The organism is Haladaptatus paucihalophilus DX253 (assembly GCF_000376445.1).
Classification (GTDB): Archaea; Halobacteriota; Halobacteria; order Halobacteriales; family Haladaptataceae; genus Haladaptatus; species Haladaptatus paucihalophilus.
Window position 1 is genome coordinate 1,939,282 of the sequence record NZ_AQXI01000001.1, and the last position, 21,238, is coordinate 1,960,519.

Annotated in this window: 29 protein-coding genes and 1 tRNA gene; 12 read left to right on the forward strand and 18 right to left on the reverse strand. The window is 58.9% G+C overall.

The genetic code is table 11. The features are described 5' to 3' along the window. Nucleotides 1-2: 2 nt before the first annotated feature. Nucleotides 3-647, reverse strand: coding sequence for an IMPACT family protein (locus B208_RS0110805; protein ID WP_007975991.1), 645 nt, complete (start codon nucleotides 645-647; stop codon nucleotides 3-5). A gap of 66 nt (nucleotides 648-713) precedes the next feature. Beyond that, complete coding sequence (locus B208_RS0110810) at nucleotides 714-1,217, reverse strand: ACT domain-containing protein (RefSeq protein ID WP_007975990.1); 504 nt, start codon at nucleotides 1,215-1,217, stop codon at nucleotides 714-716. A gap of 252 nt (nucleotides 1,218-1,469) precedes the next feature. On the opposite strand from B208_RS0110810, the gene B208_RS0110820 reads away from it, so the two are divergent. Next, on the forward strand, nucleotides 1,470-2,225 hold the full coding sequence (locus B208_RS0110820) for a class I SAM-dependent methyltransferase (protein ID WP_007975989.1): 756 nt from the start codon (nucleotides 1,470-1,472) through the stop codon (nucleotides 2,223-2,225). A gap of 89 nt (nucleotides 2,226-2,314) precedes the next feature. On the opposite strand, the gene hisB is transcribed toward B208_RS0110820, so the two are convergent. Then, on the reverse strand, nucleotides 2,315-2,902 hold the full coding sequence (gene hisB, locus B208_RS0110825) for an imidazoleglycerol-phosphate dehydratase HisB (RefSeq protein WP_007975987.1): 588 nt from the start codon (nucleotides 2,900-2,902) through the stop codon (nucleotides 2,315-2,317). 123 nt (nucleotides 2,903-3,025) lie between these two features. Here hisB and B208_RS23815 point away from each other — a divergent pair, with 123 nt between their 5' ends. After that, complete coding sequence (locus tag B208_RS23815) at nucleotides 3,026-3,205, forward strand: hypothetical protein (protein WP_139025478.1); 180 nt, start codon at nucleotides 3,026-3,028, stop codon at nucleotides 3,203-3,205. Here the strand turns inward: B208_RS23815 and hisA are convergent. Continuing rightward, nucleotides 3,202-3,924 (reverse strand): 1-(5-phosphoribosyl)-5-[(5-phosphoribosylamino)methylideneamino]imidazole-4-carboxamide isomerase, encoded by a 723-nt coding sequence (hisA, locus tag B208_RS0110835; protein WP_007975984.1) that lies wholly within the window; start codon nucleotides 3,922-3,924, stop codon nucleotides 3,202-3,204. The genes B208_RS23815 and hisA overlap by 4 nt on opposite strands. A 75-nt stretch (nucleotides 3,925-3,999) precedes the next feature. Between hisA and B208_RS0110840 the strand changes: the two genes are divergently transcribed. Together B208_RS0110840 and fer are read left to right on the forward strand one after the other, a co-directional pair. Beyond that, nucleotides 4,000-5,187: an inorganic phosphate transporter gene (locus B208_RS0110840; protein ID WP_007975982.1), complete on the forward strand. Its 1,188-nt coding sequence runs from the start codon at nucleotides 4,000-4,002 to the stop codon at nucleotides 5,185-5,187. Nucleotides 5,188-5,287: 100 nt separating this feature from the next. Then, complete coding sequence (gene fer, locus B208_RS0110845; protein WP_007975980.1) at nucleotides 5,288-5,677, forward strand: ferredoxin Fer; 390 nt, start codon at nucleotides 5,288-5,290, stop codon at nucleotides 5,675-5,677. A gap of 80 nt (nucleotides 5,678-5,757) precedes the next feature. Here fer and B208_RS0110850 read toward each other — a convergent pair whose 3' ends face one another. Further along, nucleotides 5,758-6,348, reverse strand: coding sequence for a DUF3238 domain-containing protein (locus B208_RS0110850; RefSeq protein WP_007975978.1), 591 nt, complete (start codon nucleotides 6,346-6,348; stop codon nucleotides 5,758-5,760). A 104-nt stretch (nucleotides 6,349-6,452) separates the two neighbouring features. Here B208_RS0110850 and B208_RS0110855 point away from each other — a divergent pair, with 104 nt between their 5' ends. Next, nucleotides 6,453-7,436, forward strand: a complete 984-nt coding sequence (locus B208_RS0110855; protein WP_171970546.1) for a prepilin peptidase — start codon at nucleotides 6,453-6,455, stop codon at nucleotides 7,434-7,436. 9 nt (nucleotides 7,437-7,445) lie between these two features. Here B208_RS0110855 and B208_RS0110860 read toward each other — a convergent pair whose 3' ends face one another. Beyond that, nucleotides 7,446-8,300, reverse strand: coding sequence for a universal stress protein (locus tag B208_RS0110860; protein WP_007975975.1), 855 nt, complete (start codon nucleotides 8,298-8,300; stop codon nucleotides 7,446-7,448). A gap of 78 nt (nucleotides 8,301-8,378) precedes the next feature. Here B208_RS0110860 and B208_RS23820 point away from each other — a divergent pair, with 78 nt between their 5' ends. Continuing rightward, the gene (locus B208_RS23820; protein WP_154652459.1) at nucleotides 8,379-8,552 is read left to right on the forward strand and encodes a hypothetical protein; all 174 of its coding nucleotides are present in this window, start codon (nucleotides 8,379-8,381) and stop codon (nucleotides 8,550-8,552) included. Between the two features lie 4 nt (nucleotides 8,553-8,556). Here B208_RS23820 and B208_RS0110870 read toward each other — a convergent pair whose 3' ends face one another. The 3 genes from B208_RS0110870 to B208_RS0110880 form a co-directional block, all read right to left on the reverse strand. After that, nucleotides 8,557-9,147: a DUF7090 family protein gene (locus tag B208_RS0110870; RefSeq protein ID WP_007975971.1), complete on the reverse strand. Its 591-nt coding sequence runs from the start codon at nucleotides 9,145-9,147 to the stop codon at nucleotides 8,557-8,559. A 182-nt stretch (nucleotides 9,148-9,329) separates the two neighbouring features. Continuing rightward, nucleotides 9,330-9,521 carry a hypothetical protein gene (locus tag B208_RS0110875; protein WP_007975969.1) on the reverse strand — a complete coding sequence of 64 codons (192 nt, stop codon included), beginning with the start codon at nucleotides 9,519-9,521 and terminating at the stop codon, nucleotides 9,330-9,332. A gap of 98 nt (nucleotides 9,522-9,619) precedes the next feature. Further along, nucleotides 9,620-10,060 (reverse strand): DUF2391 family protein, encoded by a 441-nt coding sequence (locus B208_RS0110880; RefSeq protein WP_007975968.1) that lies wholly within the window; start codon nucleotides 10,058-10,060, stop codon nucleotides 9,620-9,622. A 77-nt stretch (nucleotides 10,061-10,137) separates the two neighbouring features. Between B208_RS0110880 and B208_RS0110885 the strand changes: the two genes are divergently transcribed. Both B208_RS0110885 and mdh read left to right on the forward strand, forming a co-directional pair. Beyond that, entirely contained in the window at nucleotides 10,138-10,818 is a 681-nt protein-coding gene (locus tag B208_RS0110885) for a class I SAM-dependent methyltransferase (protein WP_007975966.1), read from the forward strand. A gap of 129 nt (nucleotides 10,819-10,947) precedes the next feature. Continuing rightward, nucleotides 10,948-11,865, forward strand: coding sequence for a malate dehydrogenase (gene mdh, locus B208_RS0110890; protein WP_007975964.1), 918 nt, complete (start codon nucleotides 10,948-10,950; stop codon nucleotides 11,863-11,865). Between the two features lie 109 nt (nucleotides 11,866-11,974). Here the strand turns inward: mdh and B208_RS0110895 are convergent, their stop codons facing one another. The 3 genes from B208_RS0110895 to B208_RS0110905 form a co-directional block, all read right to left on the reverse strand. Then, a complete protein-coding gene (locus B208_RS0110895) occupies nucleotides 11,975-12,634 on the reverse strand; it encodes a metallophosphoesterase family protein (protein ID WP_007975962.1) in 660 nt (219 codons plus the stop codon). A gap of 25 nt (nucleotides 12,635-12,659) precedes the next feature. After that, nucleotides 12,660-13,235: an IMP cyclohydrolase gene (locus tag B208_RS0110900; protein ID WP_007975960.1), complete on the reverse strand. Its 576-nt coding sequence runs from the start codon at nucleotides 13,233-13,235 to the stop codon at nucleotides 12,660-12,662. A 62-nt stretch (nucleotides 13,236-13,297) separates the two neighbouring features. Continuing rightward, nucleotides 13,298-14,464, reverse strand: coding sequence for an FAD-dependent monooxygenase (locus tag B208_RS0110905; RefSeq protein ID WP_018128866.1), 1,167 nt, complete (start codon nucleotides 14,462-14,464; stop codon nucleotides 13,298-13,300). A gap of 127 nt (nucleotides 14,465-14,591) precedes the next feature. On the opposite strand from B208_RS0110905, the gene B208_RS0110910 reads away from it, so the two are divergent. The 3 genes from B208_RS0110910 to B208_RS0110920 all read left to right on the forward strand — a co-directional run bounded on the left by B208_RS0110910 (nucleotide 14,592) and on the right by B208_RS0110920 (nucleotide 16,415). Continuing rightward, nucleotides 14,592-15,257: a helix-turn-helix domain-containing protein gene (locus B208_RS0110910; protein ID WP_007975955.1), complete on the forward strand. Its 666-nt coding sequence runs from the start codon at nucleotides 14,592-14,594 to the stop codon at nucleotides 15,255-15,257. A gap of 124 nt (nucleotides 15,258-15,381) precedes the next feature. Beyond that, nucleotides 15,382-15,454 (forward strand) — tRNA-Gln (locus tag B208_RS0110915). A 289-nt stretch (nucleotides 15,455-15,743) separates the two neighbouring features. Continuing rightward, entirely contained in the window at nucleotides 15,744-16,415 is a 672-nt protein-coding gene (locus B208_RS0110920) for a hypothetical protein (protein ID WP_232423774.1), read from the forward strand. 233 nt (nucleotides 16,416-16,648) lie between these two features. Here B208_RS0110920 and B208_RS0110925 read toward each other — a convergent pair whose 3' ends face one another. The 3 genes from B208_RS0110925 to B208_RS0110935 are packed head-to-tail and all read right to left on the reverse strand — an operon-like array spanning nucleotide 16,649 to nucleotide 17,617. Further along, complete coding sequence (locus B208_RS0110925; RefSeq protein ID WP_007982573.1) at nucleotides 16,649-17,071, reverse strand: type II toxin-antitoxin system VapC family toxin; 423 nt, start codon at nucleotides 17,069-17,071, stop codon at nucleotides 16,649-16,651. Next, the gene (locus tag B208_RS0110930) at nucleotides 17,071-17,319 is read right to left on the reverse strand and encodes a hypothetical protein (RefSeq protein WP_018128867.1); all 249 of its coding nucleotides are present in this window, start codon (nucleotides 17,317-17,319) and stop codon (nucleotides 17,071-17,073) included. Before B208_RS0110930 ends, B208_RS0110925 begins: the two co-directional genes overlap by 1 nt. Before the next feature lie 49 nt (nucleotides 17,320-17,368). Further along, nucleotides 17,369-17,617: a DUF7692 domain-containing protein gene (locus tag B208_RS0110935; RefSeq protein WP_007982569.1), complete on the reverse strand. Its 249-nt coding sequence runs from the start codon at nucleotides 17,615-17,617 to the stop codon at nucleotides 17,369-17,371. Between the two features lie 539 nt (nucleotides 17,618-18,156). Here B208_RS0110935 and B208_RS23825 point away from each other — a divergent pair. Continuing rightward, nucleotides 18,157-19,146: a twin-arginine translocation signal domain-containing protein gene (locus B208_RS23825; RefSeq protein ID WP_139025540.1), complete on the forward strand. Its 990-nt coding sequence runs from the start codon at nucleotides 18,157-18,159 to the stop codon at nucleotides 19,144-19,146. A 1-nt stretch (nucleotide 19,147) separates the two neighbouring features. Here the strand turns inward: B208_RS23825 and B208_RS23830 are convergent, their stop codons facing one another. From B208_RS23830 to B208_RS24690, 3 genes are all read right to left on the reverse strand, one after another. After that, complete coding sequence (locus B208_RS23830) at nucleotides 19,148-19,567, reverse strand: hypothetical protein (protein WP_139025539.1); 420 nt, start codon at nucleotides 19,565-19,567, stop codon at nucleotides 19,148-19,150. A 240-nt stretch (nucleotides 19,568-19,807) separates the two neighbouring features. Next, nucleotides 19,808-20,065: a hypothetical protein gene (locus B208_RS0110940; protein WP_007982567.1), complete on the reverse strand. Its 258-nt coding sequence runs from the start codon at nucleotides 20,063-20,065 to the stop codon at nucleotides 19,808-19,810. Between the two features lie 44 nt (nucleotides 20,066-20,109). Next, nucleotides 20,110-20,892 carry a hypothetical protein gene (locus B208_RS24690; RefSeq protein WP_232423775.1) on the reverse strand — a complete coding sequence of 261 codons (783 nt, stop codon included), beginning with the start codon at nucleotides 20,890-20,892 and terminating at the stop codon, nucleotides 20,110-20,112. Between the last annotated feature and the right edge of the window lie 346 nt (nucleotides 20,893-21,238).

Here is a 21,238-nt window from a genome sequence, read left to right on the forward strand (position 1 = left end):
ACTTACCCGTCTTCGATGTCGGCCCGACCACTCGTCGCGCTCCGAAGTCGGTCGCACAGCGCGTCGGTTTCCTCGACCGGTACGCGAACCGAAAAGCCGACGGTTTCGCCGTAGTCGGCGTCGAACTCGACACCTTCGCTCTCCAAAATCCCCCTGACAGTCCCCGAGTCGTCGTATTCGACGGCGATGGCGAGACGGCGGTGCGGCCGTTCCTCGACGACGCCCGCCTCGTCCACCGCTTCCTTGACCGCGCGGGAGTACGCCCGGACGAGGCCGCCGACGCCGAGGTTCGTTCCGCCGTAGTACCGCGTGACGACGGCGACCACGTTCTCGATGTCGCGCTGTTGGAGGACGTTCAGGGCGGGTTTCCCCGCGCTGCTCGTCGGTTCGCCGTCGTCGCTCGACCATTCTCGGACGAACCCGCCGACGTCAGCGCTCCCCTCAGAAGTGGCAGTTCGACCATCCTGCACGCGGTAGGCGGGCACGTTGTGGGTCGCATCCGCGTGTAGGTCTTCGATTTCGGCGATGAACGACTCGGCCGCTTCGACGCTCTCTGCAGGCGCGACGTACCCGATGAACTCCGAACCGCGAACTTCGAACGCCGACTCGCCCCGACCAGCCACGGTTCGATACGTCGTACCACCCATTGGTCGAGATTCGATGGGGAGCACCGAAAAGGCGTGGATTTGCCGCGACGAGAGAACGAGGGAGATTCAGCTGAGTTGGATGCGGTGAACGAACTCCAAGTTCTTCAGTTCGTTGAGCACGTCGCCCGGTACGTCCTCGTCCGTAACGAGGTAGAGCCGCGGGTCGTCGGTGAACTCCGGGTCCTCGCTGATGGTTTGGCGGATGGAGATGTCGTTGTCCGCCAACAGCGACGTGACGGTCGCCACGATGCCCGGAACGTCCGCGTCGCGCACTTCGACGGTCAGAACGGACAGGTCGAGGACAGGGGCCAAATCCATCAGGCTCGGAATCGAGGAGATGTTCTGGAAGATGCGACGCAGTTCCTCGTCCTTCAGAATCGCGTCCGTGGTCGAATCGACCACCCGCCGGTCCACGCCGATTTCGCGGGCGATCTGCGTGTTGGGAATCTCGATGCTCCCGGAGACGACGCGTCCCTCGTCACTCACCGAGAACCCGCGTTCGAGGAGGAGTCTGATGACCTGTTGTTGGCTCGGACTGCCCTCGAACTTCTGCATGATTCTGTCGAACATCCTTGTCGGATAGACGTGCCCGACGGTTTAGTCCTGTTGGGGTTCGTCTCGGGACGAGAGGGTTCATCACGCCACACGGTGACGCAAAGCCACGGAACGACACGCCGTTAGGGAATCGGTGGATGCCGTCGGGAGCGCACCTCACGGTCGGGTTCGCGGAGGAATTCGACGCCGACGGAACGGTGGTCGGGACCGCTCGGTGCTAGAGAATACATCCGAAGTATTTTTGACACGAACGGAGTGACAACGGATATGAACGATGCCAATCGGTTTTCGGACGAGGTAGCGGCCTTTTACGACGCGTCTCACGAGTTCGGTGATATCGGCGACGAATCGTTCTATCTCGAAGCGGCGATGGGTGCGGACGGGGCAGTGCTGGAAGGTGCGTGTGGCGCGGGACGGCTTTACCTCGAACTCCTCCGTCGAGGCGTCGATGCCGACGGATTCGACGTCTCACCCGCGATGCTGGACATCCTCCGCGAAAAGGCCGCTACCGAGGATGTGGAGCCGACGGTTTGGGAAGCCGACCTTCGGTCTATCGGCGCTGACAGAACCTACTCGTTGGCAATAGTCCCGTACAACTCGTTCTGTAATCTTCGCAGAGTCGATGACCAACTCGCGGCACTCGAAGCCCTTTACGGCGTCCTCGATTCCGGCGGCCGTCTCCTGTTCGACGTGTACGTTCCGCGGTACGACACTATCGCCGAATCGTTCGGCGAGTGGCAATCGGTCCGGGAAGTGGAGTACGAAGGGAGGCAACTGAGAGGACGGTCCCGAGCGACCATCGAGGACCAAGTGAAGCAGACCTACAGTACGGAACAAGAACTCGTAGACTCGGACGGTGACGTCCTGACCCGCGACGAGTTCGTCCTCTCACATCTCCCGCCACAACAAGTCGAGTTGCTTGCGCGCCACTCCCCGTTCGACCGATGGTCGGTTTCGGGCGGGTTCGACGGGGAGTCGCTCACGGACGGGGACGGGGTTCAGGTCTGGCAACTGGTGAAATAGACCGAACGGGATTCGACGGAAGAGAATTGCTTTCGAGAGAGTGTAAATCGCGGGAACGACGGCGACACCGGTTCGATTCCCCGTCGAAATTACAACGACTCTTTCGTACTCGCCACGTCGCTCCTCCTCTCATCGATTTGCGTCGCGTCGTCCATCGCTCGCGCGGTGGCCTTGAACAGCGCCTCGATTTCGTGGTGGGCGTTCTCGCCGACGACGCCCGCGTGAAGCGTCAATCCGGCGTTCATCGCCAGCGAGCGGAGGAAGTGTTTCGCCATGTGGCTGGTCATGTCACCGACGCGCTCCTGTGAGAACTCGCCGTCAAACCGGAAGAGCGGACGGCCGCTCACGTCCACGACGATGTCGCCGACGGCCTCGTCCAGCGGGACCTTTCGGTCGGCGAATCGCTGGATTGCCCGGCGGTCGCCGAGGGCCTCGTCGAACGCCTCGCCGAGGGTGATGGCCACGTCCTCGACGGTGTGGTGGTCGTCGATGTGCAGGTCGCCGTCGGCCCTGACGGTCAGGTCGAACAGGCCGTGGCGGGCGAAGCTGTCCAGCATGTGGTCGAAAAAGCCGATACCCGTCTCGACGGTGGACTCGCCGTCGCCGTCCACGTCGAGCGTCACCTCGATGGTCGTCTCCGCCGTCTCGCGCGTCACGGCGGCGGTGCGGTCGCTCATATCGGGGTAATTCGGCCGGAGCTACAAGGTGGTTCCGTTCAGGGAGCTACAGGGTGGTTCCGGTCGGGAAGCTAGACAGGTGTCTGACGCAGTTATATTTACCTCGAGCTCCAAAGAGAACATGTGTTAAAACGAGATATGCTCAGCGTCCTGTTGGTCGCCATCGGGGTCCTCCTCTCCGGGACGGTGCCCGGTCTCGTCATCGGCGCCCCCATGGCCGCTCTCGGGGCCTACGCCATCGTAGACCCCCGACTCGGCGATACGCCGGACGTGCTTGGTCACCTCGCCGGACAGACCCGCTAATCGAGCGCGTCCACTGCCTCCGACAGCGAGAACGCGCCCTGATAGAGCGCACTCCCGACGACCACGGCGCTCGCACCCGCATCGCGGAGCGTCCGAATGTCGTCCACGGACGCGACACCACCGCTCGCCACGACCGGTATTTCGACTGCCTCGGCGACTCGCCGAACAGGACCAGTCTGAACCCCCTCCATCCGACCCTCCACGTCGACGTCGGTGAACAGGATAGCGCCAGCGCCGAGTTCCTCGTATCTGGTCGCGGCCTCGGCCGGGTCGAGTCCGGTCGATTCCGTCCACCCCGAGACGAGAACTTCCCCGTCTTTGGCGTCGAGACTCACCATAACCGAGCCGGGGTATTCCTCGCTGATTTCGGCGACGATATCCGGATTTTCTATCGCGGCGGTGCCGAGGATAACGCGGTCGACGCCGCGCGACAGGAGGTCGGTGGCATCGGTGGCGGTGCGAATGCCGCCGCCGAGTTGCACCTCGACGTCGACCGCACCCAAAATCGATTCGACGGCGGCCGCGTTCTTTCGCTCGCCGTCGAACGCGCCGTCCAAATCGACGAGATGGAGGGTTTCCGCGCCGCCCTCGACCCATTTTTCCGCGGCGTCCACGGGGTCGCCGTAGGTCGTTTCCGTGCCTATCTCGCCCTGAACGAGTTGAACGACTTCGCCATCCTGCATATCCACCGCCGGGACGACTTCGAACGTCGGGAACATACTCTGCTTTAGGCGGGGTGGTGTCTAAACCCAACGAGTCGGTACCGTTTAAGACGTTCAGACGAATGTACGTGTATGGTCGCGATTTTACTCCTCGTCGGTCTGGCCGTGGCGATGTTTGTCGGTTTCAATATCGGCGGTTCTTCGACCGGCGTCGCGTTCGGTCCCGCGGTCGGGAGTAACACCGTCTCCAAACTCGGTGCGGCCGGGTTGATGACGGCCTTTGCGCTCCTCGGCGGGTGGACGGTCGGTCGGAACGTCATCAAAACGATGGGTGGGGAGATCGTCCCGAGTTCGCAGTTCACGCTCGCCGCCAGCGTCGGCGTCCTCTTTTTCGTCGGGTTAGCGCTGCTCATCTCGAACCTGTTCGGCGTGCCCGCCTCCACCTCGATGACGGCCGTCGGCGCAATCGCGGGACTCGGAGTGGCAACGGGAACCCTCGATGAGGCGGTCATGTTTCGAATCGTCTCGGCGTGGCTCCTCGCCCCCATCACCGCCTTCTGGATTTGTGCCGTCGTCGGACGGTATCTCTACCCGTATCTCGACGTGTGGTTCCATCTCGAACAGTCGGAAGGGCCGCTGTTCGAATTCAATCGCGTCGGTTCGGTGCCGTACCCGACCGTCTCCGCGAACGCGTCGGCGAAGGAAGTCTTGGTCACCATTCTCGTCGTCGGCATCGGCTGTTACATGGCCTTCTCGGCGGGTGCGTCGAACGTCGCCAACGCGGTCGCGCCGCTCGTCGGAAGCGACGTGATTACGGGGAGCGAAGGCGTCCTGCTCGCGGGCGTCGCTATCGCACTCGGAGCGTTCACCATCGCCCGCCGAACGCTCGATACCGTCGGAAACGACCTGACGGACCTGCCCCTGTTGGCGGCGCTCATCGTCGAAGTCGTCAGCGCGAGTCTCATCACGTTCCTCTCCGCGATCGGCATCCCCGCCAGTCTCGCGGTGAGTGCGACGATGTGCATCGTCGGACTCGGCTGGGGACGGGCGACGCGAACCGTTCGAATCTCCGATGCGGCCGCCGCCGCGGTCCGCGGCGACGACGGAGAAAAGCATTCGGAAATGGCGGTTAACGTCCTTCCGGAGGAGCAAGAGGAAGTGGCGAAAATCGGTGAGGAAGAGCCACAGACCTTGAAAGCGAGGGACCTGTTCGATCCGTCCACGACCGGCCGCGTCATCGTCCTCTGGATTCTGACGCCCTCTATCTCCGCCGTCGCGTCGTATCTCCTGTTCGCCTTCGTCCCGCTTTCACCCGCCTGACGACGTTAATCTCGGTCAGCAGGCCAAATCGTTCCCGATTCATCACTATAGGCGGACGAAACAACAACTACTAACCATCCCCCGGACGAAACCCCGAGTGATGCCTACCGTAGAATACCTCAACTACGAAGTGCTGGACGACCAGGGCTGGGATATGGACGACGACGACCTGTTCGAGAAGGCCGAAGACGCCGGTCTCGACAGCGAAGACTACGGCTCGCTCGACGTCAACGAAGGCGAATACATCCTCGAGTCCGCCGAGGCACAGGGCTACGACTGGCCCTTCTCGTGCCGCGCGGGTGCCTGTGCGAACTGCGCCGCCATCGTCAAGGAAGGCGAAATCGACATGGACATGCAGCAGATCCTCAGCGACGAGGAAGTGGAAGACAAGAACGTCCGCCTCACCTGCATCGGTAGCGCGGCGACGGACGAAGTTAAAATCGTCTACAACGCCAAGCACCTCGACTACCTGCAGAACCGCGTTATATAATCGAATCTGGGGTTTTAGGGGTTTCCACACGCCGAAAAGCGGTGCGTTCGCCGACTAATCCTCGTGGAATTGCCAGTCGCTCAGAGGCGTCGCTCGAACTCGTAGTCCATCGGCCCGGCCAACGCGAGCGGTTCGTCGCCGGTTTCACGGAAGTCGTGACGGTACAGCGGCCGGAAGTCACCGAAATCCGTCTGGACGTAGAACTCGAAACACGGGAACCCATCGTGGCGGCCACGGATATCCACCGCTCCGTCGCGCCACACGGTGGCTTCGAGGTGGTAGTCAACCGGGTCCGCGTGCGACGACAGCGGATTGCTCGCGCTCGCGTGCATGTCGAATTCGACGTATTCGTCGTGCCAAAGCGGGTCGGTACAGGCGATGTCGTCACACGATGCCTTGCCGCGACGAAGGTTCACGGTTCCGTCGGGGTCCGTGATTCGTTCGACCGACGTACCCGTGTCGGCGTAGGAGACGAGACTGTCGTCCGTGAAATCGACGACCGCTTCCTGTTCGACGCGACAGCGACCGGTGTTGACGGCGTGGGGCGTAAACTCGCGGGCATCGCCCTTGTATTCGAGCGTTCCGTCGCCGTCGCTGGGACGCGAAATCCACGCCGACGGGATGAAGGTAGCGCCTCGTATCTTCACGAGGGCGACGTCCTGCGTACTCATATCTTCTGTGAACACATAGGGTCAAAATAAAATTTATGTAAAACTTCCAATTTCCATCACATATATCGCAACAGCTAAAACATCTCACCGAGGGCTACCGTTTGGTGCATACTTCGATTCCCGACCTCCTCCGACTGCTTGCCCTGCCCGTCTTCGGATGGGCCGCGTGGCGTGACGTGAAGACTCGGCGAGTGCCTAACAAGACGTGGTATCCACTGGCGGCGCTCGCCGTCGTTCTGCTCGTTTGGGACGGCGTGACCGCGATGGGGGCACCGCCGCTGCAACGCAAGTTGTTCCTCTTTCACGTCGCGGTGAGTCTCGGGTTCGTCGCGCCGCTCGTCATCGCCTTCTGGTGGTTCCGGGCGTTCGGCGGCGCGGACGCGAAGGCGTTTCTCGTCATCGCTCTCCTGTTCCCGTCCTATCCGACCTATCACCTCGGAGAATGGGCGTTGCCGATACAGGGAACCGTTTTGGGCGTGTTCTCGCTGACGATTCTGACCAACACGGTCCTGCTCGGCGCGCTCTATCCCGCCGCGCTGTTGGTGAGGAATCTCCTCACCGGACGGATTTCGTCGGTGATGTTCGTCGGTCGGGTCATCAACTGGGACGCCGTTCCGACGGCCCACGGGCGACTGCTCGAAACTCCCGACGGGGTGGCCCGCAACGGCGTGGATTTGGACGCGCTTCGGATGTATCTCCGATGGCGAGGGACGACACTGGCCGAACTTCGAGCGCGGGCAACCGACCTGCGCGACCCGGAGAGCCTGCCCGAAACGCCGAATTCGCCGACGGACGGGATGGTGACGGACGGCGGAGCGGTCGTCGCACAACGGTCGGCGACGGAATCGACGGGATACGAGGACCCGTGGGGGGCCGCACAGTTCCTCGACAGCATCGACCGCGGTGCCTACGGGACGACGCCGACACAGCTCCGCGAGGGACTGGACGTGCTGGTGACGAAAGACGAAGTGTGGGTGTCGCCGGGAATCCCGTTTATCGTTCCGATGTTCCTCGGGATGGTCATCGCGGTCGGGTACGGCGACCTGCTGTCGGGGGCGCTGTCGGTCCTCGGCCTGGCGACCATCTGATTGTCACGCTCACAGCGTTTCCCGAACGAATCGGGTGAGCCGCGGCCGAATTCCGACCTCCCGACGAGTGATGATGACGGTCGTATCCGCGCGCCGTCCGACCGCCTGTGGGACCGACCCGACGAGTTGTCGTCGGAGCATCCCCTGTCGGGTCGAACCGAGGACCGTGATGTCGTGGTCCGACGCTCGCTCGACGACGGTTTCGGTGACGGAGCCGCTTCTGACCTCCTGTTCGACGGTCGCGGGAGCAACGCGAGCCGCGATGCTGGCGAGCAGCCGTTCGGTGGTGGCGTCGTCCTCCCCCACCCGGAGCAAGTTGATTTCGGAATCGTTCGCCAGTGCAATCGCGCGCGCGACGTCTGCCGCGAGTTCCGCGTGAGGACCCTCGGCGACGGGGACGAGAATGGTGTCCGCCGTCTCCGCCGGGCCGATTTTCTCCACGAGAACGTCACACGGTGCGCGCGCCACGATGCGGTCGATGTTACTTCCGAGGACGATTTCGCTCGGGTGTTCGCGCGCCTGCCACCCGACGACGAGGGCGTCACAGTCGAACTCGACAACGGCGTTCGTGAGCGCGCGGGCGACGTCGTACGAGACGAGCAACTGCCCGCTCACCGGAACCGCCCCCTGTGCGGTTTCGACAACTCGGTCGAGGATTTCCTGTTCTTCGCCACCGAACTCGCGGATTATCACCTCGTCGGTGTAGAGTGCGAACGGCGACTGGCGCTCGGTCACGAGAACGCGCAAGACGAGGACGTCACCGTCCCGTTCGCGTGCGATATCGACCGCGGTTCGGGTCAACTGGGCGGCGTTTTCGGGGTCGGCCACCGCCACAGCGATACGATAGTCACTCGTTCCCCCCATTTTCGGTAAGTACGGCGTCGGTCAGCAAAAGCGTTGGCTCCCCGTAGTGTTTTCGTCGCGCGGGTCGGTTCGGAAAGTTTGGACACCATCACACGATGGGTAGTCGGTGAACTCGTCGGGTCAATGGTCGGCGCGTTGCTCAGCGGCATCGGATACGCCGGGATGACGGTCGGCATCGCTGCCGCTATCGAGAAGGGCACCGTTTCGGGTGGAAACGGTACGCCTTCGACAGGCGTCGCTGAAGTCAACTGACGTTTCAGTCCAGTTTCGAGAAATCGGTATCGACGTTGCCGTCCCGGTCCAAGTCGACCACGGCGTCGAACAGACCGAAGAATCGCTCTATCTGCACTTCGTCGTGAACCCCCTTCGAGAGGTGGAACAGTCCGACGGCATCGTGTTCTTCGAGCAGTTCGAGCACCTGCTCGACGGTGTTGTACACCCGCTGTTCGTCCGCGTAGTAAGCCATCTCGGTGATGGAGTCGAAGCTGATGCGGCGTTTGCCGTCGGTCTTCGTCAGGAACTGTTCGGTGACCGAGAGGATTCCTTCGAGGTCGTCAGGGGCGGAGACGTAGTGAACGTCGTTCGTGCTTCGGCGGGAGTAGCCGCGTTCGATGCTCAACGTGTCGAGAATGTCGGCCTTGTTCTCGTCTACGTCGTAGTGGTCGAGTTTCTGTTTTACCTCGCGGGCCGTCGTCCGTGTCGAAATGACGAGGAAGCGGTCGGTATCCGTTTTCAAAAAGTCGGTGTCGATTCGGTCGGTTTCTCCCGTGCTCGGATGTAAAAGGAGGACGCCAGTGCCGCCCGGTATCGAATTTGGCGTGTTCTCTATATCGAGTTGGTAATCCATATCATCCGGTAACTAGCGGAAGCGACTTAAAATATACGGGAATGCGGGTCGGAACACCACGTTAGCACCGAACACGTCCGAGGGAGACGTGGCTGTTCAACCGGTGAACCGGACCGTTTCGTCACCAAAAACACCGGTTGGTGCCACGATACGTTCGGTCAATAGTCAGTTTGCAGACTATCTCAAAGGTGCGACTGGATAGTTCGGCCCTTGTACGAAACCACCACGAACGCAACGCCAGCGAAGGCGGTCAACCCGCCGAACAGAAGGGAGTCCAGCGGACCGAACGACATGAAGGCGCCGAAAACCAACAACAACAATCCGCCGATAACGAGGCGCAGCCGTGCTCCGAACGATAGTCGTGAGTTTGCCATCGAGGAAACGTTACTATTCTCTATTATTAACATTTTTGTTACTGATATAATATTCTGACACATTCGGGCGGGGGTTTGCTTCCGAACGACGGATTCCGTCAGAACACGCTGTCGGCGGTGGCCGCGCCGACGACGCTGAACACGGACCCCACGCTGACGGCCTTGACCGTCGTGAAGAGCGCCTGCCCGGACGTGTGGCCGTCGAACAAACCGTCGTGAAGGAACGTCTCCGGCGCGGCGAACACCACGGCGAGGATGGCGACGGACCCGAAGGAGACCACCATCAACGAGATGAAGCGGGTCGGGACACCGGCCACGTCCGCCTCGCGGTCGGGGTCGCGCTCGTGGTCCGCCTTGTAGAGCGCGCCGTATCCGATTCCGAAGACGATACAGACGGTCGCAAGCGCGTGGATGGTGGACATGTTTCCCGCGATGTCCCAGACCTCCTGCGTGACGACGAACGGACCAGCGAGGAGGAAGCCGCCGAGCACCTGCTGGGCCGTATCGGCGAGGGCGAATCGTTTTCTCGAACCGACCATATCCCCGAGAAGGGGCCGAGAAATAAAGCCCTGTGCGTTCCGAACGGGTTTTGTCGGGGACGGCCGTTCCATCGTGCATGAGCGTCCGCGAGGAGTTCGACGACTGGGCGGCGGATGGCCGCGACAAGGGAATGGAAGAGCGACACTGGCACACGGCGAAACACGTTCTCGCCCGGATGCCGGTCGAAGACGGCGACACGGTCCTCGATTTGGGATGCGGAAGCGGATACGCCGGACGTGCCGTGCGCGATACGAAGGGAGCGGGACGGGTGTACGGACTCGACGGTTCGCCCGAGATGGCGCGCAACGCGCGGGGGTACACCGACGACTCGAACGTCTCGTACCTCGTCGGCGACTTCGACCACCTACCGTTCGCCGACGACAGCATCGACCACGTGTTCACCATGGAAGCGTTCTACTACGCGAACGACCCCCACGAGACGCTTCGGGAGGTGCGGCGGATACTTCGTCCCGGCGGCACGTTCTTCTGCGCCGTGAACTACTACGAGGAGAACGTCCACTCCCACGCGTGGCAGGACTCGATTTCGGTCGAGATGACGCGCTGGAGCCGCGAGGAGTACCGCGACGCGTTCCATGAGGCGGGGTTGTACGTCGCCGAACAGGACAACGTACCGGACCGCGAGACGGAGATACCCGCGGAAGACGCGTTTCCGACGGATAACTGGGAGACGCGCGAGGCGATGGTCGAACGCTACCGCGAGTTCGGCACCCTGCTGACCGTCGGCGTCGCGCCGTAACCCCTTCGTTTCGGGTGGAACGACCCGACAAACTGTCGATTCTGGGGGATTCAGCCGAAGCGACGATTCGGGGCAATAGCACACGCTACCGGAGGATTTAACCAAACAGCAGGGCGTCTTTTAGGTGACATGGTGAAAGTAAGCGTAGTTGGCGCGGCAGGCACTGTCGGGGCCGCCGCAGGCTACAACATCGCACTGCGTGATGTCGCGGACGAACTCGTTCTCGTTGACATTCCGGACATGGAAGACAAGACGGTCGGGCAGGCCGCGGACGTGAACCACGGGGCCGCCTACGACTCGAACACGGTCGTCCGACAGGGGACCTACGAGGACACCGCCGGGTCCGACGTCGTCGTCATCACGGCCGGGATTCCGCGTCAGCCGGGACAGACGCGTATCGACCTCGCGGGCGACAACGCGCCCATCATGGAGGACATCGGGGACTCGATCGCCGAGCACAACGACGGTGACTTCGTGACGATCACGACGTCCAACCCAGTCGACCTCCTGAACCGCCACCTGTACGAGACGGGTGACCGCGCACGGGAGAAAGTTATCGGCTTCGGTGGCCGCCTCGATAGCGCGCGATTCCGCTACGTCCTGAGCCAACGCTTCGACGCGCCGGTCCAGAACGTCGAAGCGACCATCATGGGCGAACACGGCGACGCACAGGTACCCGTCTTCTCCAAGGTTCGCATCGACGGCGCGGACCCCGAGTTCTCGGACGACGAGAAAGAAGAAATCCTCGGCGAGCTCAAAGAGAGCGCGATGAACGTCATCGAGAAGAAGGGCGCGACCCAGTGGGGCCCGGCCACGGGCGTCGGCCACATGGTCGAGGCCGTCATCCGCGACACGGGCGAAGTGCTCCCCGGTTCCATCAAACTCGAAGGCGAGTACGGCCACGAAGGCGTCGCGCTCGGCGTCCCCGTCAAACTCGGCGCGAACGGCGTCGAAGAAGTCGTCGAGTGGGACCTCACCGAGTTCGAGCGCGAACAGCTCGGCGAAGCGGCGGACAAGCTCGCAGAGCAGTACGAGAAGATAGAGTAAGCGCGTTTCCGAGCGATTTCTAGTTTCAACCGATTTTTTCGACGCGACCGTCGTAGCGAGCCGACGGTATCGTCAGAAGCGAGCCGACGGTCGAAACGTCTCTCCGGCCCTACCGCCCTTTCGTCAATCGCGCGCCGATTTTGTCCGGCAGTCCCGCCTCCCGCACCGCCTCCTGTACCGCTTCGATGTCGTACTCCACGCGTCGCTCCTCGACGCTCATATCGTCGAAGTCGAGAATCGCGTAGGCGGCGCGAGGGTCGCCGTCCCGCGGTTGACCGACGCTTCCGGGATTCATCACGACGCCCTCGTCGTACGTTTCGTGGTGTTGGACGTGTGTGTGACCCATGACGAGGACGTCCTCGTCACCCAGTTGGTCGGGGTCAAATTCCTCGGGATAGGTGTAGTGGTCGGGGTCGTCGGGGTGGCCGTGGACGATTCTGACTCGACCGTCGCACGCGAGACGCGAATCCGGGCGGTGAGAGAGCCAGTCGATCTGTAGGTCGTTGAGTTCATCGCGGGCGTGCTCGACGCCCGCGGCCGCCATGCTGTTGAATCGGAAGGCGGTGCCGGTGACGACCGCCCGGTCGTGATTTCCCATCACGCTCGCCGAAACGCGGTCGCGGAGGCTGTCGACGCACTCGCTCGGCCACGGGTTGTAGCCGACCACATCGCCCGCACAGAGGAGTTCCTCGACGGGCGGCATGTCGTCGAGAACGGCATCGAGCGCGACGCGGTTCGAGTGAACGTCCGAGATGATACCGACCTTCATGTCGGTCGATACGTTCGGGAAAGCCTTAATTCCCGTTCTCGACCGCGAGCGAAAAGTCGTTCTCGTCGTTTCGAGCGACGCCGACGCCGCAGACGGGGTGTTCGAAATCAAGGTCGTAGGCCGCACTCGCCGCGGTTTCGGCGTCCGCGGCATCGAAGTCGAAGGCCTCGGGCGTGTCCTTCTCGTAGGTCGCCACGAGCGTCGGTTCCGTGACCTCCTTCACGAGCAGGGCGTCGCGGCGGACGATACCGATGTAGGATTCCTCGCCGACGGTTCCCGCGATTCGCGGCGTGTCGTAGTCGTCCTTTTCGTAATCGAGCGCGAGAAGACTCTCCGCGAGGGCGTCACGCGCGGGGTATCCGAGTTCTATCTTCTCGGCGATGGGGTCCACTTGCGAGCCGTTGCCGATGACCGCCGTGTCGCCGACGACGCGGGCGCAGTTGTACGCGATGTAGGGGTTGTCCGTCTCCGGTGCGTCGTCGGTCGGGCCGACGGTGACGGTCTCACCGTGAGCGACCGCTTTTCGGTTGGGGAACGACCGCGAGGAAACTCGGTAGGCGCCGACGTCTGGACCGACGACGATGAAGCGTCCGATGTACATACACAAACATGCGTAATTGGGACTGAAATACGTGCTGGTTTGTGCACGGTTACGGTGTCGTCTCAGATTTTGCTCGAAAGGAAGTCCCGGAAGTACTCCTCCATCCGTTCTTGGGAGTAGAACTTGACGCTCTTGTCGCGGAGTTCCGCGAGCAGGTGGTTTTGGACCATGACGAACGAACCGAGCCGACGCGATTTCTTCTGCACCGTATCAACCCGGTCACGGCGACGGGACACGTAGTGTTCGAGCCCCTGTTCGAGGTACTTCGAATCGGTTCGGGTCAGTTCGTCCGCGAGGACTGCCGCCGATTCCATCGCCATCGACGCACCGACACCGCCGGTCGGCAGTATCGCGTGTCCGGCGTCCCCGATGAGAACGACGCGGCCCTTCGTCCACTCGTCCATGTGCAGGTCGTAGAAGTCGTCGTGCCACATCTCCGCCGGGTCGTCCATCTCGCCGAGGATGTCCGGGACCAACCCACCCATGTCGTCGAACGTCTCACGAACGCGGTCGAGGCGCTCGTCCACGGGGTCGGGGGCTCCTTCGGGCGCGGTCGCGGCGAGGAAACACGCCAACTTGTCCTCCGTCGGGTACAGACCGGCGAACCGTCCCGCGCCCCAGTGCTCCTGCACTTCGCCCGACGTCGCCAACGAAGGGTCCACCCAGAACGCCCACCCGGTCATGTCGTGATACGTCAACTCCACCTCGCCAAACACGAGGTCCCGAACCTTCGAGTGGATGCCGTCCGCGCCGACAACGAGGTCGTAGGTGGCCGTCGTGCCGTCGGTGAAAGTGACGTCAACTTCGTCCGAGTGTTGGTCGATTTCGGTGACGGTCGTTCCCATCCGGAGATTCTCCTCGGAGATGGTTTCCTGCAACACGTCGACGAGATTCGGTCGCCAGATGAGATACGTCTCGCCGTACTCGTCGGCGAGGCTGCCCATGTCGTAGCCGTGTAGGTGTGTTCCGTCGTGGTCGAGAACGTGGTACTCCTCGAACTGGTCCGCGTTATCGAGGAGTTCGTCGTACTTGCCGAGTCCCTTCAGGATGTTCGACCCCGCGGGCCACAGGCTAAGGGTGTAGCCGAGGCCGCCGTAGTTGCTCGATTTCTCCACCACGTCGGGTGAGAATCCGCGCTGTTCCAGCAGGCCCGCAAGCGTCAACCCGGCGATGCCGCCGCCGACCACGAGAATCCGCATATCGTTCCCGTATCGAATAGTAGTCGTCATCGTAGCTGCGTGTACAAAAGGGAGATTCGTTGCTCTATCCTCTAGCATGCCACAGGTATTTATTAGAGATTGCCGGCGATAATCGATTATCACTCCGGCGTCGGTCCGCCACGGAGGTCACGAAAACATGAGGTACGCAACGGTCACAGTCCGCTGGGACGAGGGGGAGCTTCACCCGCTCGACGATGCAGTGGCGCGCGCACCGGACGTTTCCATCGAGTTGACGTACTACATCAATCCGGTTCGTGACGGGACGTACGCCGAACTGAGTCGAATTCGTGGGGAGCCAGCTCGGATACGAGCGGTGTTACAGGCGACACCGGAGGTGTTAGACTACGACGTTCCGTCCGGAAGCGAGGGGATCACGTACACCCACTACGAATCCGCCCCGCTCATGGACGCGATGCTCGGGGTGCTTTTCGACCACGAAATCGTTCTCGAATGGCCGGTCGAGTTCGTCGATACCGCGACCGGCCGCGGGGTTCGAGTGACGTTTCTCGGAACGGAGCGGGCCTTGAGCGAAGCGCTCGGCGACGTTCCGGACGACTTCGGAATCGAACTCGAACGGATGGGCGACTATTCGTCGCGGATTTCCGACCCGGTTGCGACGCTCACCGACCGCCAACGGGAGGTGTTGGCGGTGGCAGTTCGGAAGGGGTACTACGAGATTCCCCGCGAGACGACGCATCGGGAAATCGCCGACGAACTGTCGGTCGCCCCCGGAACCGTCAGCAAACAGTTACAACGCATCGAAATCGAGCTAATATCGGCGCTTTCGACCCCGAACGGATAGATTCACAGCCGAATGCGTGACCGTGATACCGGGATGCAAGGGTCGGTCGGGTTCGAAACACTGAAATACGGAACTGTGCTACCGTTGAATGCAGATTCAGCGAATCGAATCGCTGAAGCATAACAGTCCCATGGGGTAGTGGCCAATCCTGTTGCCTTCTGGGGGCAACGACCGCGGTTCGAATCCGTGTGGGACTATCAGAAATTTTACACTAATCCCTCCGAGATATAGTGGCTTCTCTCGCGGAGGTGGTGCTGCATGAGCCGCACCTGTCCACGGTGCGGCGGACGAATCACATGGACGATAGTCAGTGGTCCGAGTACCGCTCACGTCCATCCGTGCGGCTGTACCGTTGCTCCCGACCAGCTACAAGGAGGTGAGGAGTGATGTCCGGAACGCTGTGTTCGACGTGTGGAGAGCTATCCTCGTGTTGCTATCGGTGTTCGGAATGCGGTGCGGACCTCGCCGGGAAAGGAGGTGACGGCAATGGGCGGTGAGGTACTGCTCGAACAGCTCGCGGAACGCGTCGCCGACCTCGAAGCGAAGGTCGAAGCGCAGGAGGAGCGAGGCGACCGCCTCGAAGCACGCGTCGAGGAACTCGAAGACGAGAACGAACAGCTCCGCGCGAAACTCGACGAACAGGAAGAACAGAACCAACGCGTGCGCGCGTCAGTTTCGCGTATCATCAACGACGTCCGCGAGTATTCGTCGGAGGACGGGAGCAGCGTCGACGCAACTTCGCCGAACCTCGTGGCGGAAGCGGCGAACGTCGGCGGAGAGCTGTACGACTGCATCGAGCGGTCGAAGGAGAACGCCGGACTGCTGAACTTCAAGACGAAGCGTCCCGAGTCGGCAACAGTTCAGGAAAAATATCTGAACGTCCTCGGTCGAGCGGAGGAGAAAGCACAGGAGTCGGGTGAGGACGTCGTGTATCTGAACTACCGCGAGGTAGCGACACACTACGGCTGTGCGTACAACACGGATGGGTACCGCGTGATGGAGGAAATGGACGAACGAGTGCCGGGCGTTCACTACGTCGACGGCCACCTCGCTAACCCGGAGATCGACCCGACGACGAAAATCAAGGAGAAGAGCATCCGCGTCGAGTGGAACCACCCCGACCTCCGCGGGTGGGTCCGCGCTCACCGGGAGGGATAGACTAGGATATCATAATACGGGGGGTCCCGGCGGACCCCCCGTGAGCCACACCACACCAACCACAGGCTAAAACATTCACGCTAGCCACCCTCTGTAAGCATCTATCGACTACTGCTGAGTGCGGTTGTTTCTGCGGTGTTTCTGCGGTGTGAACGAGAGATAACTGGACGTTCCTCGTGTTCTTACAACGTTATAATCGCTCGACGAATTTCAACAGTTCTCGAGTAGTATCTTCAAAACGGGTCGCTCGCGGTATTGAGTCGTCGAATGTCTTCGACCACATCGAAGTCGTCGTCGAAACTGTAGACGTACTCGATACCCTCGCGTTGCATATAGGCCGTCGTCAGAGCATCGACGAACGTGAGTGACGGATACTGTCGGTAGAGCGCTTGACCGCTCGTGAAATCCGCTTTTGGCGAGCGAACGATTTCGAATCCCGCGCTCTCGATGAGAGTGTCGAGCGTAGCGATAGCGGCATCGTGTCCTGCACGCCGTCCGAGAATGTTCAAGACTTCACCGAGAACGTAGTCCGTGACGTGAGCCACCGGAAGGTCGCCGTGGTCGATGGCCCGGACAATTTCGTTTGCTCGGTCGTGGTATTGGTCGCGGGCTAATCGCTGTCCGATGAGAATATTCGAATCGACGACAACCGGCATTAGAACGCCCCGAACTCCTTCTCCAATTCGACTGCATTCGTCTCTTCGCCGATGTCTACCGGTTCGAGGTCATCAAACGCTCCAAATCGCTGCTTTACCACTTCGACAGTCAGGTTTTCCTCGTCGTCGAGTCGCCATCGAAGTTTATCGCCGGGTTCGTTGTACACTGCTTCCCGAATCTGGGACGGCACGGTCACCGAATGACCGTCATTAACCGTGGTCTCGTCGGTGACTTGGTTGCTTGCCATAACAGAAGATTATCTTTCGTAGTCAAAAAGTCTATTGCAGACCGTAGACTCACTCGTTGACTTGTACTCTCGATTCGACCCGGTATTCGAGCGTTACCCGTGGTGTACTCAGAATCTCCGCTAGTTCTGCCGTCATATCTGGGTGGTCGGCAGCTCGTTCGAGATTCTTCATCATCCGTCGGGTAAACTCCGCACTCGCATCGAGGCCTTTGCTCCTCGTCGATTCGCCGAGTAATTCACCAGCTTGGTCGTAGAGATCTTTCCGATACTCGTACTTTCCATCCGACTTGATTCGCATAGCTGATATTGCACATCGGGGTGACAAAGACGTTCTGCTGGGGGTACTGAAACCGCGTCAGTATATATGGGGAAGTGGATTTGGGATTTCTCACAGGTATACTCCGCGACTCACTCTGTTCTCGACCGACGAATTTTGCACATTGCCTTCGCTCTCTGATGTGCAATTCGAGGAATCGATTTTCGTCGGCGTGAAACCGGGAGTAGTCTCGCGTAAATTGTCCTCTTGGAGATGAAAACTAAGTTATATATAAAAACAAATCACATAGGTAATAAAGAAGATTAAAGTTCATCATTCTTACATTTTACCCACCATTAGTTTTGAAGCAACCAATAAATGATAATCATCCAATAATTCCTGCGAGTTTTGTAGTAGTTGTCTTTCAAAATATAGGATCTGATTTTCATAACTGGTACTTGAAGTAGCTGTATCTATTGATTTATAATGTTTACATATAAAATAATTAGTACTATAAATATTGTCTCTGACAAATTTTCAATGGGTAAGATTTAAGATGTCTATACCTGAGTGAAGAGTGTATGCCTAGAAAAAAAACAGAATCGGAAGGTAATACATCCAGTAGAGCAGAAGGAAGGAGGCAATTTCTTAAGAAGACAGGAACATTGGGAGCAACGATTTCAACAGGAGTGGTAGGGCTAAGTGGAATTTCTATAGCTAGACCAATTGGACCAGATGACCCAAAAGCACACTCAACACACCAGACACGTGACCTAGGAAGCCATTATTATTATGATGAGCGCATTGTCGATACAGGATCACGCGTTGAATTCGTTGATTCTACTTTCTTAGCTGGAAAGTGGAATTTTGTCTATAGGACAAGTGCCGCTACATACTCCATTGATCATAAACCAAGCACTGATGAGTCTAAAAAAGCAGGAGTTATAACCGGCGGTGAAGGATTCACAATAAAAGAATTAGATAATCCTCGACAGGTTAGTACTTCCATTTCTGGAAATGCAGATTGGGGACTCGGTGTGAAATCCCCAAATAACTACAATAATAATTGGAGTAATGCCGCCAAAAATACCATAACAGCACTAATTTCCTACTTTAGCCCAGCTGTAGGAGCAATAGCTACTGCTGCTCAGATTGTCAATTATTGGAAGGAAGCTGCAAAGCCTACTGGATCACATGCAGATGTCGTCGGAAACTACTGGAACTTCTGGGATCCCAGCGGTGCCAAGACCGATTCACTTGGACACTACGTCGAATATACGCACAAAGTCCCTCCAAGAGAAGAGTATGGGAAGGATTACTTTGATTCAACAATAAGGAATTCCCAAAATAACAATATGAATCAGATAGATAATTATGTGAAAACTTTCGGATTGTCAATGTATATCAATTCAAGTCCAAATAATATGTCTACATCTGAGCAGAAAAAATACGGGGTCGAAAAAGTTCCTGCAGCAAAATCAAGGGCAGCTATGCTATCTGATCAGGAACTTGACCCTGACGAACCAGTATACATTGCAAGAAATCCAACTGTAAAGATAGAAGAACTATAGTTCACTCACCACATTTCTCAACATAAATACTGGTTTCATTGGAGTCATGAATGAGAACATCAACATAGGAGCACTTCGTAGGAGATAGTTTTCCAACATTTACTGCAGATTTATTGCCGTTCTCTACATTTTCTATAGTGAGTTCATAATCACCTGGTTTCTTAGGTAGGTCTGTAATTACCGTTGGTTGAGCTTTTACGCCGTCTTCATGCTTTACGGTATATACTTTATTTATGATCTCATCCCCATCATATTTCAGTGTCAATCTAACATCCGTGTTATCAAATTCTTTTAGGCTTACTAGTCTTATACGAGTTAGACGGACCCCGTTGTTAGGTGTAGTCTGAGAGCATCCAGTAAGTATAAAAGTAGCTCCAAAAGGCAGAAGAGTTTTCATGAAATTTCGGCGCTGGAAGGGCATTACTATGCCAATAGCTACTCAATGAACATAAACGCATCTACATCGTTAATCTCGACCATGTACTCTAAAAATACACTCTAATCTATAAGTTCCAATTTACTAAATAATTATGTTTATATAATATTTATATTAAATAAATTATGATTATGGAATATCGAACAACATCCTCCTACAATTTTGGATAAAAGGACAGAATGATGAATTCATGCCAACTAGTTTCTGTAACAGAATTAATAGGGGCTAGAACAAACCTAAGACTTTCCCAACAGCACTACTCCCCGCGAGTAGCCCCACCACCCATTTCCCGCCACGATAGAGGAAACGAAAACGTATCGACCACGGCTCGATCTCCTCGACCCGGGACTCGATATCGTCCATCTCTTCGTTTAACGACGTGTCGATACGTTCGAGGACGTCGGTTGTGTGGTCTAGTTTCTCCTCGACCCGCGCCATCCGTTCGGCGAGTTGCGTGTTCGAGGGGATTCCGGGGTTGATCATCGTCGATTCAGTACCGCTCCGTTCCGAGTTGGGAGAGTCAGAAGTCATTGCATCGAGAAACCGTTTGTTCTACTGCCGAAGATTACGTCCTCAGTCGTATCCAAACCGCCCAGTCCTGCATCGTGTGGCCGAAGCGTCGTCCCACCGCTCTCCTCGCCGAAGATGTCGGCCGCGACCAGCACCATCGGGTATGGCGTCCGCGCGTCGAGCACGAGCGCCAGCGGGGGCACGCCAGCCTCTCGCAACCGCCGGACTGTCGCCCGCTTCGTCGGACGGCCGTCGACGGCCGCCTGTGCTTTTGCTCCCGTCATCGTCTTCCCAACGTCCGTTGCGGTCATCGTCGTACTGTCCGGCGTCGTCAGGGAGTACACACTGTTTCCTATCGGCCAGTACGGTGCGAACAACTCGACCACTGGAGCCACGGATCGATAGGTGTCGTTCGTCAAGGTCGATACCGCGGTCGAAACTGGCTGTTCGAGCGCCGCGAGATACGTCGAATCCATCGGCTCGAACGCGGCAGTCGTGATGTCGGTCCGGCTGAGTGGATAGCGTGCATCCATTGCGACCAGCGCCCCGATCTTGGGAGAGAGGTGAGCCGCCATGTGTGTTCCAGTCGTGAGGCGGGCTAGTTCGACAAGAGACGCGGGAAGCGTCGTTTGGCGATGTGCCCCCGTCGTGACCGTCTCGAACTTCCTCAGACGGATGTCCGGTGAGGACGGAACGCGACGGGCCGAACCGGGGAAAACGGTGCGCTCGATGTCGAACGCCTCCCGACGGGCCGCGTCGTTGTGTTCGATAGCGCCGTTGAAGACCTGCTGTTGGTGCACACCAAGGGTACGTGGCTTGCTGTCTACAGAGGCAATCGGCATTAAGCGCACGAGATCGAGGACGGATACGACATCCCTAATTGGATTACCGATCTGCTGCTCCGAAGTTGCCGTTGCTTCACTGCTTGGTTTGCTTGTGAGCTTCGCTGAAGTGTACCGGTCCGGTGTCGTTGTTGCTTCGACGTTCGGCGAACTGATCGTTGGTTGGTCGGTGTGTGTAGCGGTAGTGGTCGTCGCGTAGGCGTGCGGTGTACCGACTGTTCGGGCCTGCTGATACGGTCCGATTGAGTCGTCAACGACCGGCCACGAGAAGGTGAAATTGTCGATGAAGAGGTCTGTTTTACCG

Bases quoted from the DNA above. Each gene is read 5' to 3' on its own strand.
- B208_RS0110810 (WP_007975990.1), bottom strand. From the start codon at position 1,217: ATGTTCGACAGAATCATGCAGAAGTTCGAGGGCAGTCCGAGCCAACAA.
- B208_RS23830 (WP_139025539.1), bottom strand. From the start codon at position 19,567: ATGCCCTTCCAGCGCCGAAATTTCATGAAAACTCTTCTGCCTTTTGGA.
- B208_RS0110870 (WP_007975971.1), bottom strand. From the start codon at position 9,147: ATGGATTACCAACTCGATATAGAGAACACGCCAAATTCGATACCGGGC.
- B208_RS23825 (WP_139025540.1), top strand. From the start codon at position 18,157: ATGCCTAGAAAAAAAACAGAATCGGAAGGTAATACATCCAGTAGAGCA.
- B208_RS0110850 (WP_007975978.1), bottom strand. From the start codon at position 6,348: ATGAGTACGCAGGACGTCGCCCTCGTGAAGATACGAGGCGCTACCTTC.
- hisB (WP_007975987.1), bottom strand. From the start codon at position 2,902: ATGAGCGACCGCACCGCCGCCGTGACGCGCGAGACGGCGGAGACGACC.
- B208_RS0110940 (WP_007982567.1), bottom strand. From the start codon at position 20,065: ATGATCAACCCCGGAATCCCCTCGAACACGCAACTCGCCGAACGGATG.
- B208_RS0110930 (WP_018128867.1), bottom strand. From the start codon at position 17,319: ATGGCAAGCAACCAAGTCACCGACGAGACCACGGTTAATGACGGTCAT.
- B208_RS0110860 (WP_007975975.1), bottom strand. From the start codon at position 8,300: ATGGGGGGAACGAGTGACTATCGTATCGCTGTGGCGGTGGCCGACCCC.
- fer (WP_007975980.1), top strand. From the start codon at position 5,288: ATGCCTACCGTAGAATACCTCAACTACGAAGTGCTGGACGACCAGGGC.
- B208_RS0110900 (WP_007975960.1), bottom strand. From the start codon at position 13,235: ATGTACATCGGACGCTTCATCGTCGTCGGTCCAGACGTCGGCGCCTAC.
- B208_RS0110885 (WP_007975966.1), top strand. From the start codon at position 10,138: ATGAGCGTCCGCGAGGAGTTCGACGACTGGGCGGCGGATGGCCGCGAC.
- B208_RS0110905 (WP_018128866.1), bottom strand. From the start codon at position 14,464: ATGACGACTACTATTCGATACGGGAACGATATGCGGATTCTCGTGGTC.
- mdh (WP_007975964.1), top strand. From the start codon at position 10,948: ATGGTGAAAGTAAGCGTAGTTGGCGCGGCAGGCACTGTCGGGGCCGCC.
- B208_RS0110910 (WP_007975955.1), top strand. From the start codon at position 14,592: ATGAGGTACGCAACGGTCACAGTCCGCTGGGACGAGGGGGAGCTTCAC.
- B208_RS0110820 (WP_007975989.1), top strand. From the start codon at position 1,470: ATGAACGATGCCAATCGGTTTTCGGACGAGGTAGCGGCCTTTTACGAC.
- B208_RS0110805 (WP_007975991.1), bottom strand. From the start codon at position 647: ATGGGTGGTACGACGTATCGAACCGTGGCTGGTCGGGGCGAGTCGGCG.
- B208_RS0110840 (WP_007975982.1), top strand. From the start codon at position 4,000: ATGGTCGCGATTTTACTCCTCGTCGGTCTGGCCGTGGCGATGTTTGTC.
- B208_RS0110920 (WP_232423774.1), top strand. From the start codon at position 15,744: ATGGGCGGTGAGGTACTGCTCGAACAGCTCGCGGAACGCGTCGCCGAC.
- B208_RS0110880 (WP_007975968.1), bottom strand. From the start codon at position 10,060: ATGGTCGGTTCGAGAAAACGATTCGCCCTCGCCGATACGGCCCAGCAG.
- B208_RS0110935 (WP_007982569.1), bottom strand. From the start codon at position 17,617: ATGCGAATCAAGTCGGATGGAAAGTACGAGTATCGGAAAGATCTCTAC.
- B208_RS0110875 (WP_007975969.1), bottom strand. From the start codon at position 9,521: ATGGCAAACTCACGACTATCGTTCGGAGCACGGCTGCGCCTCGTTATC.
- B208_RS0110925 (WP_007982573.1), bottom strand. From the start codon at position 17,071: ATGCCGGTTGTCGTCGATTCGAATATTCTCATCGGACAGCGATTAGCC.
- B208_RS0110895 (WP_007975962.1), bottom strand. From the start codon at position 12,634: ATGAAGGTCGGTATCATCTCGGACGTTCACTCGAACCGCGTCGCGCTC.
- hisA (WP_007975984.1), bottom strand. From the start codon at position 3,924: ATGTTCCCGACGTTCGAAGTCGTCCCGGCGGTGGATATGCAGGATGGC.